Source organism: Pseudomonas sp. LLC-1, from assembly GCF_002992185.1.
Taxonomy (GTDB): Bacteria; Pseudomonadota; Gammaproteobacteria; order Pseudomonadales; family Pseudomonadaceae; genus Aquipseudomonas; species Aquipseudomonas monteilii.
The window spans coordinates 1-15,712 of sequence record NZ_LUVY01000019.1 but is presented as its reverse complement, the minus strand read 5'-3'; the positions used below and the strand labels follow the sequence as shown (position 1 = coordinate 15,712).

The 15,712-nt window shown below is 63.4% G+C and carries 14 protein-coding genes and 1 pseudogene; 6 read left to right on the top strand and 9 right to left on the bottom strand.

Annotated features, from left to right (window positions below):
- Positions 1 to 13 precede the first annotated feature (13 nt).
- Both mcpA and A0O30_RS28255 read left to right on the top strand, forming a co-directional pair.
- A pseudogene (gene mcpA, locus A0O30_RS28260) lies at positions 14 to 1,090 on the top strand (methyl-accepting chemotaxis protein McpA); the annotation flags it as partial.
- Between the two features lie 114 nt (positions 1,091 to 1,204).
- Positions 1,205 to 1,945, top strand: coding sequence for a methyl-accepting chemotaxis protein (locus A0O30_RS28255; protein ID WP_370290711.1), 741 nt, complete (start codon positions 1,205 to 1,207; stop codon positions 1,943 to 1,945).
- 33 nt (positions 1,946 to 1,978) lie between these two features.
- Here A0O30_RS28255 and A0O30_RS21195 read toward each other — a convergent pair whose 3' ends face one another.
- The 3 genes from A0O30_RS21195 to A0O30_RS21185 form a co-directional block, all read right to left on the bottom strand.
- Complete coding sequence (locus A0O30_RS21195; protein WP_105947893.1) at positions 1,979 to 3,043, bottom strand: hypothetical protein; 1,065 nt, start codon at positions 3,041 to 3,043, stop codon at positions 1,979 to 1,981.
- A gap of 195 nt (positions 3,044 to 3,238) precedes the next feature.
- Entirely contained in the window at positions 3,239 to 3,616 is a 378-nt protein-coding gene (locus tag A0O30_RS21190; protein ID WP_012271538.1) for a RidA family protein, read from the bottom strand.
- 12 nt (positions 3,617 to 3,628) lie between these two features.
- Positions 3,629 to 4,765 carry an FAD-binding oxidoreductase gene (locus tag A0O30_RS21185; RefSeq protein ID WP_105947892.1) on the bottom strand — a complete coding sequence of 379 codons (1,137 nt, stop codon included), beginning with the start codon at positions 4,763 to 4,765 and terminating at the stop codon, positions 3,629 to 3,631.
- Between the two features lie 115 nt (positions 4,766 to 4,880).
- Here A0O30_RS21185 and A0O30_RS21180 point away from each other — a divergent pair, with 115 nt between their 5' ends.
- Complete coding sequence (locus tag A0O30_RS21180; RefSeq protein ID WP_105947891.1) at positions 4,881 to 5,474, top strand: helix-turn-helix domain-containing protein; 594 nt, start codon at positions 4,881 to 4,883, stop codon at positions 5,472 to 5,474.
- A 105-nt stretch (positions 5,475 to 5,579) separates the two neighbouring features.
- Complete coding sequence (locus A0O30_RS21175) at positions 5,580 to 6,365, top strand: sulfite exporter TauE/SafE family protein (protein WP_012271535.1); 786 nt, start codon at positions 5,580 to 5,582, stop codon at positions 6,363 to 6,365.
- Between the two features lie 3 nt (positions 6,366 to 6,368).
- On the opposite strand, the gene A0O30_RS21170 is transcribed toward A0O30_RS21175, so the two are convergent.
- The 5 genes from A0O30_RS21170 to A0O30_RS21150 form a co-directional block, all read right to left on the bottom strand.
- Positions 6,369 to 6,908 (bottom strand): histidine phosphatase family protein, encoded by a 540-nt coding sequence (locus A0O30_RS21170; RefSeq protein ID WP_105947890.1) that lies wholly within the window; start codon positions 6,906 to 6,908, stop codon positions 6,369 to 6,371.
- Positions 6,909 to 7,007: 99 nt separating this feature from the next.
- The gene (locus tag A0O30_RS21165) at positions 7,008 to 7,340 is read right to left on the bottom strand and encodes a DUF3325 domain-containing protein (protein ID WP_105947889.1); all 333 of its coding nucleotides are present in this window, start codon (positions 7,338 to 7,340) and stop codon (positions 7,008 to 7,010) included.
- A complete protein-coding gene (locus A0O30_RS21160; protein WP_105947888.1) occupies positions 7,337 to 8,857 on the bottom strand; it encodes a PepSY domain-containing protein in 1,521 nt (506 codons plus the stop codon). Before A0O30_RS21160 ends, A0O30_RS21165 begins: the two co-directional genes overlap by 4 nt.
- Positions 8,854 to 9,141: an iron transporter gene (locus A0O30_RS21155; protein ID WP_105947887.1), complete on the bottom strand. Its 288-nt coding sequence runs from the start codon at positions 9,139 to 9,141 to the stop codon at positions 8,854 to 8,856. Before A0O30_RS21155 ends, A0O30_RS21160 begins: the two co-directional genes overlap by 4 nt.
- 156 nt (positions 9,142 to 9,297) lie before the next feature.
- A complete protein-coding gene (locus A0O30_RS21150; RefSeq protein ID WP_105947886.1) occupies positions 9,298 to 11,538 on the bottom strand; it encodes a TonB-dependent siderophore receptor in 2,241 nt (746 codons plus the stop codon).
- Positions 11,539 to 11,936: 398 nt separating this feature from the next.
- Between A0O30_RS21150 and A0O30_RS21145 the strand changes: the two genes are divergently transcribed.
- Positions 11,937 to 12,251 (top strand): DNA-binding transcriptional regulator, encoded by a 315-nt coding sequence (locus tag A0O30_RS21145; protein ID WP_060498405.1) that lies wholly within the window; start codon positions 11,937 to 11,939, stop codon positions 12,249 to 12,251.
- Positions 12,252 to 12,454: 203 nt separating this feature from the next.
- On the top strand, positions 12,455 to 13,657 hold the full coding sequence (locus tag A0O30_RS21140) for an MFS transporter (RefSeq protein WP_105947885.1): 1,203 nt from the start codon (positions 12,455 to 12,457) through the stop codon (positions 13,655 to 13,657).
- Positions 13,658 to 13,715: 58 nt separating this feature from the next.
- Here A0O30_RS21140 and A0O30_RS21135 read toward each other — a convergent pair whose 3' ends face one another.
- Positions 13,716 to 15,524 (bottom strand): ABC transporter ATP-binding protein/permease, encoded by a 1,809-nt coding sequence (locus tag A0O30_RS21135; protein ID WP_105947884.1) that lies wholly within the window; start codon positions 15,522 to 15,524, stop codon positions 13,716 to 13,718.
- Between the last annotated feature and the right edge of the window lie 188 nt (positions 15,525 to 15,712).

The following is a 15,712-nucleotide window of genomic DNA, read 5'->3' as shown; positions in this document are numbered from 1 at the left end:
CCCGCAGTGCGTCATGAGCGCGCTGCGCCCTCCCCTCATTGGCTCAAGGTCTCGAAACATGAACCTGAAATTTCGCCACAAGATCCTGCTCAGCGCCTGCGGCGTCGTGGTCCTGGCATTTGCCCTGTTCACGCTCTACAACGACTACCTGCAACGCAACACCATCCGCCAGAACATCGAAGCGTCGGTGCAGCAGTCCGGTGCACTGACCGCCAGCAGCGTGCAGAACTGGATGAGCGGGCGCATCCTGGTGCTGGAAAACCTGGCCCAGGACATCGGCCAGCTAGGTGCCGGCGAGACCCTGGCCGGGCTGATCGAGCAGCCGTCCTACACGCGTAATTTCCTGTTCACTTACCTGGGCCAGGCCAACGGTGCGTTCACCCAGCGCCCGGACGCCCAGATGCCTGCCGGTTACGACCCGCGCCAGCGCCCTTGGTATGGCGCCGCCGCCAGCGCCGGGCAGACCGTGCTGACCGCCCCCTACCAAGGCGCGGTCGGCGGCCTGATGGTCACCATCGCCACCCCGGTGAAGAGCAAAAGCAATGGCGAGCTGATCGGTGTGGTCGGCGGTGACGTGACCCTCGACACCCTGGTCGAGATCATCAACTCGGTCGACTTCGGCGGCATCGGCCACGCCTTCCTGGCAGACGCCAATGGCCAGGTGATTGTCAGCCCCGACAAAGACCAGGTGATGAAGAACCTCAAGGACATCTACCCTGGCAGCAATCTGCGGATTGCCGCCGGCATGCAGGATGTCACCCTCAACGGCCAGGACCGCATCATTTCCTTCGCCCCGGTAGCTGGCCTGCCGTCGGCGCAGTGGTACATCGGCCTGTCGATCGACAAGGACAAGGCTTACGCCGCACTCAGCCAGTTCCGTACCTCGGCGATCATCGCCATGCTGATTGCCGTGGCTGCCATCGCCGGCCTGCTCGGTCTGCTGATCCCGGTACTGATGAGCCCGCTGACCACCATGGGCCGCGCCATGCGCGACATCGCCGAGGGTGAAGGCGACCTTACTCGCCGCCTGACCGTGCAGAACAAGGACGAGTTCGGCGAACTGGCCACCTCGTTCAACCGCTTCGTCGAGCGCATCCATGCCTCGATCAGCGAAGTGTCCTCGGCCACCCGCCTGGTGCACGACCTGTCGGAAAAGGTGGTCAGCGCTTCCAACGCGTCGATCACCGGCTCGGAAGAACAAAGCATGCGCACCAACAGCGTGGCGGCTGCCATCAACGAACTGGGCGCCGCCACCCAGGAAATCGCCCGCAACGCCGCCGATGCTTCGCAGCATGCCAGCGGCGCCAGCGAGCAGGCACACGGTGGCCGTGAAGTGGTGGAAGAGGCGATCAGCGCCATGACCGCCTTGTCACAGCGCATCAGCGAGTCTTGCGCGCAGATTGAAACGCTCAACGCCAGCACCGACGAAATCGGCAAGATTCTCGACGTGATCAAGGGTATTTCGCAGCAGACCAACCTGCTGGCACTGAACGCCGCGATCGAGGCGGCCCGTGCCGGTGAAGCCGGCCGTGGCTTTGCCGTGGTGGCCGACGAAGTGCGCAACCTGGCACACCGTACCCAGGAGTCGGCGGAAGAGATCCACCGCATGATCACCAGCCTGCAGGTAGGTTCGCGCGAAGCGGTGCACACCATGAACACCAGCCAGGTGTCCAGCGAGCAGACCGTGCAGGTGGCCAACCAGGCCGGTGAGCGCCTGGCCAGCGTGACCCAGCGCATTGGCGAAATCGATGGCATGAACCAGTCCGTGGCGACCGCGACCGAAGAGCAGACCGCCGTGGTCGAGAGCCTCAACCTGGACATCACCCAGATCAACGCCCTGAACCAGCAGGGCGTGGAAAACCTGAACGAAACCCTGCGTCATTGCGACCAACTGGCCCAGCAGGCCGGGCGCTTGAAGCAGCTGGTGGGCAGCTTCAGAATCTGATGGGCCCGAAGAGGGGCGCTATGCGCCCCTTTTTTATGCCACAGCCGCTTTCGTGGCCCTGCCCCGCCGCACCCAGGCCAGCAACACCGCCGCCATCAGCACGAAGCCCAGGTAGCCAAACAACGGGTACACCTCCCCCACCAGGCTGATGAACCCCACCAGGCTGCAGCCAAACGCCACCACCCCGGTTATCACCGAACCCCAGCGGAACGTTGCCGTGCCCGCCGGCAGCAGCCGCGAAAGGAACGAAAACAACGTACCCACTGCCGTGTTGACGATCATGCCGAAGATGATCAGGCACATCACCACCCCCAGCAGCGGTGACACTTCGTTGGCAATCGACAGCATCGGCATGGGCAAGTCGGCCACGCTGTCCAGGCGCGACAACAGCCCGGCACTCATCACCAGCATCAGGCCGCCCAGCGCCGCACCACCCAGCAGGCCACCCCACACTGCGGTTTTCTCGCCCTTGGCCGAACCACCCAGAATGGCCAGGATCGGCGCACCGGCAACGATGTTGTACGACACATACAGGAACGCGCCCAACAGCCAGTGCCGGGTACCGGCCTGCTGCTGGCTGGCCAGCTGGTCGAGCGCGGCGAAGCTCTGTTCACGGGTAAACACGGCGTACAGTGCAATCGCCGAAGCGACCAGGATCAACAGCGGTGTGATGGCACCGATGGCCAGGATCACCTTGCGCACGTCCAGGCACACAATCGCCACCACCACCAGCGTCACCAGCACACTGCCGGTCAGTGCCGGAATGCCGAACTGCTGCTCCAGCAACGCGCCACCACCGGCCAGCATGACCACCGTGACGGCGAACATGAAAAAGGTGATCAGCCAGTCGACGAACAGGCCTAGGTGGCGGCCGCAGATGGCCTGTATCACGTCCTTGTGCGAGGTGGCCTGCTGGCGGTTGCCCAGCCCGGCCAGGGCCATGCCAAGGAAGGTAAACAGGGCTGCACTGACCAGTGCCCCCGCCAACCCCCACACACCGAAATCGACAAAGAACAACAACAGTTCCCGCCCCGAAGCGAAGCCCGCCCCCACGATCACGCCGACAAATGCGCCGGCAATCTTCAGCTGCTCTTGCATGTGAACCTCTGGATTTATTGTTGTTGTCTTACTGCCACCGCATAGCTTTGTGGGGGCAAATGTCTTGCACAAAATCTAAAAGGTGGCGCGATCTCTGTGGGAGCGGGCGTGCCCGCGAACACGGGCGAAGCCCGTGCCATCCTCCGCGCAGCCTGCTTCGCGGGCACGCCCGCTCCCACATGGATTCGTTCTCGGTTACAGATCGCCGACAAACGCCTGCACTTCAATCTCCACATCCACCCCCAGCGCCAACGCCGAGGCCACTGTCGAGCGCACCGGCAACGCGGCACCGAAGAATTCCTTGTACACCTCGTTGAAACCGGCGAAGTGGCTCATGTCCGACAGCCATACCGTGGCCTTTACCACCTGGTCGAAACGCGCGCCGCACGCCGCCAGGCTTTCGGCAATGCGCTCGCAGGCGGCGCGGGTCTGGGCCTGGATGTCGCCACGCACCACTTCACCGCTAGCGCTCATCGGCACCTGGCCAGAGAGAAACAGAAAACCACCGGCCTTCACTGCACGGGAAAACGGGAACGGCAGGCTGCTGGGGAAACGCTGGATGTCATTGCTCATGGGATGCTCCTTTCAAGGTTGCTGGAAACGGGCCGGGGACAGGCGCTCGGGCGCCACGCCCTGGCTGACAAGGCTGGAGCACAGGGGTTGGCCAAGCAGCAGGTCGGCGGCCAGGCGCGAAGCCCCCGCTGCCGACTGGATGCCATAGCCGCCTTGCGCCGCCAGCCAGAAGAACGCGGGGGCGTGTGCATCGAAACCCACCACCAGGTCGCCGTCCGCAACGAACGATCGCAGCCCGGCCCAGGTGTGACTGGGGCGGCGGATCGTCAAGGTGGTCATGCTTTCGATGTTGTAAATGCCCAACGCCACATCGAGCTCTTCCGGCGCAGCATCCTGCGGCTCTACCGGGTCGGCGTTGGCAGGCGAACCGAGCAACTGCCCGGCGTCGGGTTTGAAGTAAAAGCTTTCGTCGACACCAATCACCGCCGGCCAACGGGCGAAGTCCTGGTCGGCAGGGCCAGGAAAGGTAAATGCACTGCGCCGGCACGGTTGCAGGCCGATGCGCCCCACACCGCATTGCTCGGCCACACGGTCTGCCCAGGCACCCGCGGCATTGACCAGCTGACGTGCCTGCAGACGGCTGCCATCAGCCAATTCCACCTGCCACAGGTTGTCCAGATACCCGGCCTGGACCAGCTCGGCGTTGCAGCGCAGCTCACCACCGGCAGCGCGAAAACCGCGCAAGAAGCCTTGGTGCAAGGCATGCACATCAAGGTCCATCGCGCCCGGCTCCAGCACTGCGCCCGCCAGGGTTTCGCTGCGCAGGCTGGGTACCAGTGCCAGCGCGGCATCACGGTCAAGCAGGCTGACCTCGGTGCCATTGGCCAGGTTCTGCGCGTGGGTCTGCTCAAGCAGCTCGCGCTGCTCCACGCTGGCCACATACAGGCAGCCGCGCGGCTCCAGCAGCGGGTGCTCGCAGAAGCCCTCTGGCGGGGCTTCATAAAAGGCCCGGCTGGCGCGGGTCAGCGCCTGGATCTGCGCAGTGCCGTAGGCCTCCATGAACATGGCCGCCGAACGCCCGGTGGAATGGTAGCCAGGCTGTGCTTCGCGCTCGATCAGCAGCACCCGCTGCTGGCCAGCCAGGCGATAGCCCAGCGAGGCACCGGCAATGCCGGCGCCGATGATCAGGGTGTCGTAGATCGGGGTCATGCACGCTCCTGCCAAGCAAATTATCATTTATGAGAATTCTAATATATGAGAATTTAGAAATGCGCAAGTGTCCAAGGTAAGATGCCCGACCAACGCCGCATGCCGAGAACGCTGAATGCCCGCTGCCCTACCCCTGCTTGACCGCACCGTAGTCGGCCAGCGCCTGCGCCAGGTGCGCAAGGCGCGCCAGATGACCCTCAAGCAATTGTCCGAAGCCAGTGGCGTACCGCTATCCACCTTGTCGAAGATGGAGCTGGCACAGGTGTCGGTCAGTTATGAAAAGCTCGCCGCCGCTGCGCGGGCGCTGAATGTCGATATTGCCCAGTTGTTCCGCTCCGGTGCCACGGTCAACGCCCCGGTGCCCGTGACCGTGGTGGTCGATTCATTACCGGCGGCGGCGGGCTACTCGACCGGCACCTACGACTACCACCCGATCGCCGGCGACTTCCCCGAGCGGCGCATGACGCCGGCTTATGCCCGCATCATCGCCCGTGAACGCGGCCAGTTCGACGACTTTATCCGCCACCCCGGGCAAGAGTTCGCCCTGGTGCTGAGCGGGCGCGTGCGCATCGAGTTCGAAACCGGCGAAGCGGTGAGCATCGGGCCACAGGAAACGGCGTATTTCGACAGCCAGGTGGGGCATATCTACCTGTCCGAGAGCGAGGACGGCGGCGATGCACATGTGATGGTGGTGATGACGGATCGTTAAGCTGCCTCGGTTATAACCTAATAACGAACAAGTCTATTTGGCTATAAAAAAATCTATATGCTGGCTGCATCCGATAACGGGCAAAGTTGGGCAGTCGAGTAGCGTATGGATGTAGGTTCTTTTGGTTTCACCATTGCTGGCCTGGTCGTGGGTTTCATCGTCGGCATGACCGGCGTCGGTGGCGGCTCGCTGATGACCCCGATCCTGTTGTGGTTTGGCATCAACCCGGCTACGGCCGTCGGTACCGACCTGCTCTATGCCGCCATCACCAAGGCCAGTGGCGTCTGGGTGCATGCGCGCCAGAAGAACATCGACTGGAAAATCACCGGCCTGCTCAGCCTGGGCAGCGTGCCCGCCGCTGCGCTGACCCTGTGGTTCCTCAGCACCCTGCACACCGACACCTCGGCGCTCAATGCCATCATCAAGCAAGGCCTGGCGGTGGTGCTGATCCTGACCGCGCTGGCCATCCTGTTCAAATCGCGCCTGCAGGCCTTTGCCAGCCGTCATGCCGGTGACCACTACCATCTCAGCGATCGCAGCCTGAACATCCTCACCGTACTCACCGGCGTTGTGCTGGGGGTAATGGTCACACTCACCTCCATCGGTGCTGGCGCCCTGGGCACCGTGGCGTTGTTCCTGCTGTACCCGTTCCTGGTCACCCGCCGCCTGGTCGGTACCGAAATCGCCCACGCCGTGCCCCTTACCCTGGTAGCAGGCCTGGGCCACGCGGGCATGGGCAACATGGACTGGTCGCTGCTGGGCTACCTGCTGCTGGGCTCGCTGCCGGGCATCTACCTGGGCAGCCACCTCACCGGGCGGATCTCCGACCGCGTACTGCGCCCGTGCCTGGCGGCGATGCTGCTGTTGATCGGCTACAAGCTGGCGTTCTGAGCCTCATGCCAGGCGCAGTCGCCACTGCCCGGTAAAGCTCAGATCCAGGCGTGACAGGGGAACTACGTCGATACGCTGGCTGGCCTTCATCGGGCACCCCAACACCTCTACCAACACAGCGCGCATGACCATGGGGTGGGTCACCGCCAGCCAATCGCCCGGCCTGTCGAAGGCTGCCAGCCAGGCGGCCAGGCGCTGGCACAGGGCGGCGAACGACTCCCCCCCGTGCGGCGCACTGGCCGGGTCCTGCAACCATTTCGCCAATGCTTCAGGCTGCTCAGCCTGCAATTGCTTCAACGCCAGCCCCTGCCAGTGACCCAGGTCGCAATCGGCCAAGCCTGGTTCGACCTGCACCTGCCCCGCCAACCACGTAGCCGTCTCGCAGGCTCGTCGCTCTGGCGCAGCCAGCAGTTGCATGCCGGGCAGCATGGCGTCGGGTTGTTGCGTCAACGGCAAGATGCCGTCATCTGTACGGTGCAGGCGCCCGACCTTCTGGGCCTGGGTCAGGGCATGGCAGATCAGGGTCAGGCGGACGGCTTTCACCGGGGCTCTCTCGCAGCAGGCTGGGGCCCATGGTTTAACACGCTGCGAAGCTTTTGGCTGCAACTATGTCGTAGCAGCCTTTACCGCGATGAGGCCCGGTCAAAGTATCAGTGACACCAGGCCCCACACCGGCACCGCGGCCACCAACCCGACCGCCATCCGCGGCCAGTACGGCAGCAGCATCACCAGCAGCAACCCCGCCAACGACAGCGCGCCGAACCAGGCCACCGGCCCCATGGCCCAGCCCCAGGCCTGGGCACACATCATCAGGCTGGCCAGCAACGCCAACCAACCTGCACTGCGCAGGCCGACACGCAGCGCGGGTGGGCACGCCCGGCTCCACACTTGCTTGTAATGCCGCTCCAGCCCTTGGCACAGCCCAAGCATGCCGGCGTAGGCGAACACCACGCCACCTATGATCCACATCATCATGCCTTGGCCTCCTGTTGCCGGCCCACCCTGGTCTTCTGTTGCGCTGGCTGTGCTTGCCACACCCGCCAGGCCACCAGACCGAGCAACACCCCCAGCACCAGCGCACAGCCCGCTACGCCCATACGCATCGTGTCTTCAAGGCCGCCAAATGCACCCAGACCGATGCACAGCAATGCCGCCAGCAGCAGTTGTTCGACCCAGGCGCGCCGCGCCGGCCTGACGCCGGCATGCAACAGCGCCAGCAGCCATACGCCGAAGAACGCGCGCACTTCCCAGCTTTCCCGCTGCATCAAATCCACCGGTAGCAAACGGCTGGCCCACAGCAGCCCCACGCATGCCAGCAGCAGGCCGCTGATAAAGCCTACGTTGCACACTTCGGCCACCCGGTACCAACGCCGTGCCGATGTTTCGGCGGTGGCGCTGGCGTATTTACGCCCACGCTTGACGCAGAACAGCACCAGCCCGCTGGCGATCATCAGGCAACTGACCAACCCGCACATGAAGTACAGCCAGCGCATCGGGTAGCCGCCGAACTGGGCGAAGTGCAGGCCGACCATGACCCGTTGGGTCAGCGGCGCCGCACGCCATTCAGGCACGTCGCTGAGTAACACCCCGCTGACGCCGTCGAAAACCATGGCCTGCCCCTTGGCGAGGGCGATGCGGTTGCCCAGTTCGGGGCGGATTTCGATACGCGCCGCTGCAGTGTTGGGGTTGCGAATGTTCAAGCCGCCAATAGGCCCCAGCCGCGCCTCGGCCTGGGCCAGCAACGGCGCCACATCGACCAGGGTGGCCGGCTGCCTGGCCAGGCCACGGGGTTGCTCCAGGCGGGCATTACCCTGTGCCTGGAAGTAGGCGCGGGTGTCACCGGCAAAGAGTGCGTCCACCCCGGCAGGGATATAAATGAGCATGAAGATCACCAGGCCGGTATAGGTGATCATCAGGTGGAACGGCAGCAGCAGCACCGCACTGGCGTTGTGAAAATCCAGCCACGAGCGCTGGCCCTTGTTCGGCCGGAAGGTGAAGAACTCCTTGAAGATCTTCTTGTGGATGACAATGCCGGTCACCAATGCGGCCAGCATCACCAGCGCCAGCGCGCCGACCACGAAGATGCCCCAGTTGCGTGGCAGGTCGAGGGTGAAGTGGAAGCGGAAGAAAAAGTTGCCGCCGACGCTGTCACGCACCTCGATGGCTTCGCCGGTGCGCGGGTCGAGCTGTACGCCGCCACCGTGGCGCCGCTCGCCGGTGGACACGCGCAGGCCTGGCGAGCGCTCGCTCGGCAGGCTGATGCCCCAGTTGCCGGCCTTCGGCTCATGGGCCTGCAGGTAGGCGATGGCACGCTGCGCGGCGGCGGCCTGGGACACCTGAGTGGCCGGGATTTCCGGCTGCATCCAGTGGTTGAGCTCCTTGTCGAACACTGCCAGCGTGCCGGTAACGAAAATGGCGAACAGCAGCCAGCCGAAGATCAAGCCGGCCCAGGTGTGCAGCCACGCCATCGACTGGGTGAAGGTGTTTTTCATGCCAGGCGCTCCAGTATCTGCGGCCAGAAACCGACCAGGGCCAGGGGCACGGCCAGCGCCAGCGGCGCCCAGGCGCGCAAGGCATCACGGCTGGCAAAGGCCCAGAGGATGGTGGCGGTGTAGAAAATGAACGCGGGCAGGGTCGCGACGATGACCGCGTCGGTGGCAGACAGCGCCAGGATGCGGGCCAGGCAGGCAGTGGCGGCGTAGCTGAAGGCATAGCCGCCGAGCAGTGCGGCACTGGTGCGGGAGAGAATCTGTAGCCAGGCAGGGGCTTTGATCATCGGAGGGCTCCTTGAGTCCAGTGATGAGGCCAGGGCTGCTGCGCAGCCCAATCGCCGGCAAGCCAGCTCCCACAGGGACTGCACAGGGCTCGATGACTGTGCAGATTCTGTGGGAGCTGGCTTGCCGGCGATTGGGCCGCACAACGGCCCCTTGGATCAGAAGTTGATATTCAGCGCAGCAAACACCGCCCTGCCCGGCTGGTTATAGGTGTTGGCCCCCGAGCTGCTGGCGTTGCCGCCACGCAGGATCTGCTTGTCGAACACGTTGTTCACGCCTACCCGCACGTCGTAGTTGGCGTTGAACTTGTACCCGGCACTCAGGTCCACCAGGCCATACGCCTCGACGTCCTGCTGGGCGGTCTTGTCGTAGTCTTGCTGGGTGCGGTAGTTGTAGGTCGGCGACTTCTGCTTGCCAAAGTAGGTGCCCGCTACCTGGAACGACAGCTGCTCGGTGGCGCGCCAGTCGAGGGTGGTGTTGACGGTGTACTCCGGAATCACCGACAGCGGCTCGCCGGTTTCGCGGTTGTCGTTGTCGAGCATCCAGGTCAGGTTGGTGTTCCAGTCCAGGGTCGGAGTCAGTTCGATGAAGAAGTTGCCTTCGATACCTTCCACCCGCGCTTCGCCCGCGTTCTCCCACTGGGTCACGCGGCGACCGCTGTTAATGGCGTAGAGCACATCGGTCCCGCCGATGATCTTGTTCTTGTAGTCGTTGCGGAAATAGGTCGCGCTGGTACGCCAGGTGCCACGGTCGTACAGCAGGCCGATTTCCTTGTTGACGCTGATCTCTGGCTTGAGGTCGGCATTACCTTGCAGGTAGCAGCCGCCAGAGTTGGTCTGCTGCACACTGCAGCCCTGGCCACGGCTGTAGAGCAGGTAATTGGGGTTGGACTGGTACAGGTTGGGTACCTTGTAGGCACGAGCAATGCCGCCCTTGACCGACAGTGCCTCGGTCAGTTTGTGCGACAGGTTCAGGCTTGGGCTGAAGTTGTCGCCAAACATCTCGTGATGGTCAAAGCGCAGGCCGGGCGTCACGGTCGTATCACCCAGGACGATATTGTCCTCGACGAACAACGCATAGCTTCTGGCCGTCATCTTCGTATCGCTGCGATCGAAGCCGCTGATCGCATCACTGCCCGAACCGCTCGGGTCGAAGCTTTGCGGGCGGAACGAGCCCTGGTCATTGAGCGACTCGTACAAGTACTCACCGCCCAAGGTCAGCACATGTTCAGTGCTGCCCATGGCGAACGGCAGGTTGACCTCACTGCTCAAACGGGTGTTGCGCAGCCGCGACATCGCCGCGCCGCTGTCGTTGATCGCGCCTTCCGGGCCACCGGCCAGGCCCTCGTTGAGGCGCCAGTTACGCACGTACTCGTACGCCAGGGTGGTCTTGCTGGTGCCCCAGGTAAAGTCGCCCAAGTGGGTCAGGTCGTACGTGCTGCGCTGCATGATGTTGGTTTCGTGGCCATACAGGCTGGAAATCAACGCGACATCGCTGCCGCCGTTGCTGTTCATGGTGTCGCCCGCGTAGATGTTGCCCTGACGGCTGTAGCCTGCGCTGGCTTCAAGGCGGTGCTCGTCGTTGAGCTTCCAGCTCAGCAAGCCATTGATGTCTTTGTTGCGCACACCTTCGCGTCCGGCAACCAGTGCGCTGTTGGCGTGGCTGGCGTTGATGTCGAGGTCGTCGGCGTCGGTCTTGGCCAAGCCGCCATACAGGCGGAACCCGAGGTTGTCGGTAAGGCCGCCACCCAGGTTGAAGTTGGCGCGGCGGCTGGCGCCTTCGGCGCTGTCTTCCGGCAGTTGGGTATACAGGCTGACACTGCCCTTCAGTTCATCGGTGGGGCGCTTGGTGATGATGTTGACCACCCCGCCCATGGCGCCGGAACCGTAGCGTGCGGCAGCCGGGCCGCGCAGGATCTCGATGCGCTCGACCGCTTCGGCCGGCACCCAGTTGGTTTCACCTCGGGTATCGCGGTCGCCGTTCCAGCCATAACGCACGGCGTTGCGGGCGCTGGACGGTTTGCCGTCGATGAGGATCAAGGTGTTCTCCGGGCCCATGCCGCGCAGGTCGATCTGGCGGTTGTTACCCCGCGCGCCGCTGGCGCTGTTGCCGGTCAGGTTGACACCGGGCTCGCGGCGGATGATGTCGGACAGGTCATTGCTCGGCGGGTGGCGCTTGATGTCTTCGGCGGTGATGATCGACGAGCCCAAGGCCTGGCGCGCCTCGCGCTCGGCGGTGATCAGGGTGTCCTGGATCACCAGCGCATTGTCGGCGACCGGCACTTCCAGCACCTCACCCGCACGCTGCTCCTCGGCTTGCGCCGCGGTGGCCATCATGGCCGGCGACGCCAGCGCGACGAACGCCAGGGCCAGGCTATTGGGTGAAGTTCTGCACTGCATGGGTACATCTCCTGCGATTCATGAGCGAAAAGGCACATCCCTGTCGGAAACCGGGGGCCTTCGCCCACCGGCCCCACAAACACAGTTTGGTGGCCAACAGGGGAGGTAAATATAGAGAGATGCAAATGCGAGTAAATCTTATTTACGAAGTTTACATGTTTGTAACGGAACTTTGCTGAAACCCGGGATAGAGCAGTTGCTGTTCGCAACCTACGAAGTCTTGCGCGGCCCTTGTAGGAGGTGGCTTGCCTGCGGTGGGCCGCGCAGTGGCCTCGGCAGCGTCAGCGCCAACGCGCTCGCCAGAAACCCGTCGATACATCCCCACGCTTCTTGAGCTCAGCCGAACATAGCAAAATAACTACGTCAAAGACGTAGGGATATTACCAAGGAGCTCAACCATGCCCCTGACTGAAAAAGAGCTGATGCTGCGCGATGCCAGCCGTAACATCGGTGAGGAGTTGCTGGAGTCCATACGCAATGTGAAAGCTGGTCGCTATGGTGCAGTACATCAGATAGAGGTGACCAAGGCCGCCGAGGCACGGAGCAAAACGGGGCTCTCCCAGCTCAAGTTTGCCGAGTTGCTGGGCGTTTCAGTACGCACGCTTCAGGAGTGGGAGCAAGGTAGGCGCGCGCCATCAGGTGCCGCTCGGTCCCTACTCCACATTGCAGCTTCTCGCCCGGACGTTTTTCGTGAAGTGCTTCAGGGCCTGTAACGGCTCCCCTGAACGAGCGTGCCTGCGGCGGGCCGCGCAGTAGCCTCGGCAACCGGCGCGTGTCACGGTGCTCAGGCTACACGCCAGCACCCAGCGACCTGGGTGGTGAGCACGCTGGCCATTGCCGCTACCCACTCATCCGATTTGCATCCTGCACGGAGGCTCCTACAGTTTCGAGCGTAACAACTCTGTCGGGAGCCCAGATGCGCAGCAATGAAGACAGCCGCTCTGCACACACCACCAGAAGCCTGCCGAAGATCCCTCGTAGCGTCTGGGCGCTGGGCTTCGTGTCGATGTTCATGGATATCTCCTCGGAGATGATCCATGCGCTGCTGCCGCTGTACATGGTTACCGTGCTCGGCACGTCGGTAGTCGCGGTGGGCGTTATCGAAGGCATTGCCGAAGCGACCGCATCGATCACCAAGGTGTTTTCCGGCGCCCTCAGCGACCGGCTGGGCAAGCGCAAGCTGCTGACGGTGCTCGGCTATGGCCTGGCTGCGCTGACCAAGCCGGTGTTCCCCATTGCCTCCGGGCTGGAGTGGCTGACCGCAGCACGTTTCGTGGACCGGGTCGGCAAAGGCATCCGCGGGGCGCCGCGCGATGCGCTGGTGGCCGATGTCACCCCCGCCGAGCTACGGGGCGCGGCGTTCGGCCTGCGCCAGGCGCTCGATACCGTGGGCGCCTTCCTCGGGCCGTTGTTGGCAATCGTGCTGATGTGGCTGACCGCGAGCCATTTTCAAACCGTGTTCTGGGTAGCGGTGATCCCGGCGTTTATAGCGGTGTACATTCTCATCGCCTTGGTTCGCGAACCTGAAACGCCGCCTGCCGCACGGCCGGTACGCACACCGCTGGCACTGCACGAGATGGTGCACCTCGGGTTGGCGTATTGGCGACTGATCGGCCTGGCAACGTTGTTCACCCTCGCCCGTTTCAGCGAAGCGTTCCTGCTGCTGCGTGCCCAGGACATGGGCCTGGCACCGCTGTGGGCGCCGGCGGTGCTGGTCTTGATGGCGCTGGCCTACTCACTGTCGGCCTACCCTGCCGGGGTGCTGTCGGACCGGGTGGGGCGCCGAGGCGTGCTGATGGCCGGGTTGGGTTTGCTGATCGCTGCCGACCTGCTGCTGGCCCTGCTACCGGGCTGGGGCGGGCTGGCCCTGGGGGTTGCAGCCTGGGGCCTGCACCTGGGCTTCAGCCAAGGTGTCTTCGCGGCCATGATCGCCGACAGTGCCCAGGCCAACCTGCGTGGTACCGCCTTCGGCCTGTTCAACCTGCTGACCGGTGTGGCACTGCTGGCCGCCAGCGTGGTAGCCGGATTGCTGTGGGATGGTGCAGGATTTCAGGCAACCTTTCTGGTCGGCGCGGGGTTCGCTGGCGCCACCCTGGTGGGGTTGATACTGCTGCGCTGAGCCTGGAAAGCGCCCGGCTGATCGCCATGCTGGACGGTGATCAGCACCCGGACGCGGACTAGGCCAGCGCAGCCTCCTGCTCCAGCAACGACCAACCGCCATGCCCATCCACTTCCAGCCGATGGGTATGGAACGCTGCCAGCGTGCTGCGGTGGCCGACACTGACCAGCAGTGCATCCGGCATTTCCGAGCGCAACAACGCATACAAGGCATGTTCGAGGCCCTCGTCCATCGCCGAGGTGGACTCGTCGAGGAACACCACCTGCGGCCGGTTGAACAGTACCCGGGCGAATGCCAGACGCTGCTGCTCACCCACCGAAAGAATGTGTGACCAGTCGCAACTGACGTCCAGGCGCTCGGCCAGGTGAGCCAGGTTGACCTGGCGCAACGCCTGCTGCATCCGCGCCTCATCCTCAGGCTTGCTGGCTGCCGGGTAGGCAATGACAGTACGCAAGTCACCCAGTGGCAGGTACGGGCGCTGCGACAGGAACAGTGCCTGATGGCCCATTGGCCGCCTGACCTCACCTTCGGCATACGGCCAAAGGCCCGCCAGGGCGCGCAGCAGCGTGGTTTTACCACTGCCCGATGGCCCTTTGATCAAAAGCGCCTGACCCGCGTGCAGGCTCAGGTCCAGGTCGGCAATAAGGGCGTGCCCGTCCGGACGCAGCACCTGCAGGCGGGTGATCTGCAGTGCATGCGCCTGGTCTTCGGTCAGGACGCGTGGCAATGCGCTCGCCTGCTCATTGGCATCGAGAAACCCGGTCAGACGGTCGAGGGTCGCCCGGTACTGGGCAAACGCATCATATGACTCACGGAAGAACGATAACGAATCCTGCACCTGGCCAAATGCCTGGGACGTTTGCATGACGTCGCCCAGCTTGATCGCTCCGCTGAAGAAACGCGGCGCCTGCAGAATGAACGGGAACACCACGGCAACCTGGCTGACGCCCAGGTTGAAACCACTGAACTTGAGGTTTCGGAACACCAACGCCCAAGCATTCACGATCAAGGCAGCAAAGCGGCCCAACAAGGTGCCCCGCTCGACCTGAGCACCTTGGTAGAAGGCGATGTTCTCGGCGTTTTCACGCAAGCGCATCAGCGCATAGCGGAAGTTCGCAGTGAGTTTTTCGTTGAGGAAATTCAGGCGGATCAATGGGCGCCCGAGGCGGAAGGCGACCCAGGTGGCGACGATGACATACAGGTACACGGCAAACACCATCGCCCGGGGGATCTCCATCCCGGCCACCGTCAGCGGTGCCGACAGCCCCCAGAGAATGCCGGTGAATGCCACCAGCGAAACCAGCGCACTGACCGCGCCCAACGCCAGGCTCACCGAGTTGGTGACGAAGGCGTTGATATCCAGTTCGATACGCTGATCGGGGTTGTCCACCGGCTCGGCGAGGAACTGGCCGCGGTAGTAGGCATCGCCTTTCATCCAGTCGTGGGTCAGACGCTCGGTGAGCCAGACCCGCCAATGAATGCTGAATGCCTGGGTTACGTAAAACGTGAACAGCGAGCGCAGCACATGAATGGTAGCCAGTACGGCAAAGACGCCAAGCAAGTACCAGAACGCGGTTTGATCAAGGCCCTGCAAAGCGCTGTAGAAGCCGTTGTACCAGAACGAGAACAGCACGTTCAGCCGTACAGAGAACAGTGTCAACACCAGCAGCAACGCAAACACCAACAGCGGCCGCCAACTGCGCCTGAAACTGAAATAGGGCCCGGCAAGCTGCCAGAACTGGCTGCCCCAGCGCGTGCAGCGCACAGCCAGTGTGGCGGCTGCTGCGAAGCAGACTAAGGTGATGAACGAGGCGATTGCCAGCCAGCTCAGGCTCTCTTGCAAAGCCTGGTGCCAGTTCATTTCCATGGTGGGTATCCGTGCTGAGTATTTCCGCGAGCGTAGCATTGCTCCGCGATTCGTCAGGCATAGATGACGCACATTTCATGATTGCTTTGGTTGTTTGAAGCAGGCGACGTGGTGGATGGCACCGGCTTTTCCGGTGTTCGCGGCTAAAGCCGCTCCTACAGGGATCTGGGCAAAGCCGAGACTTGCGT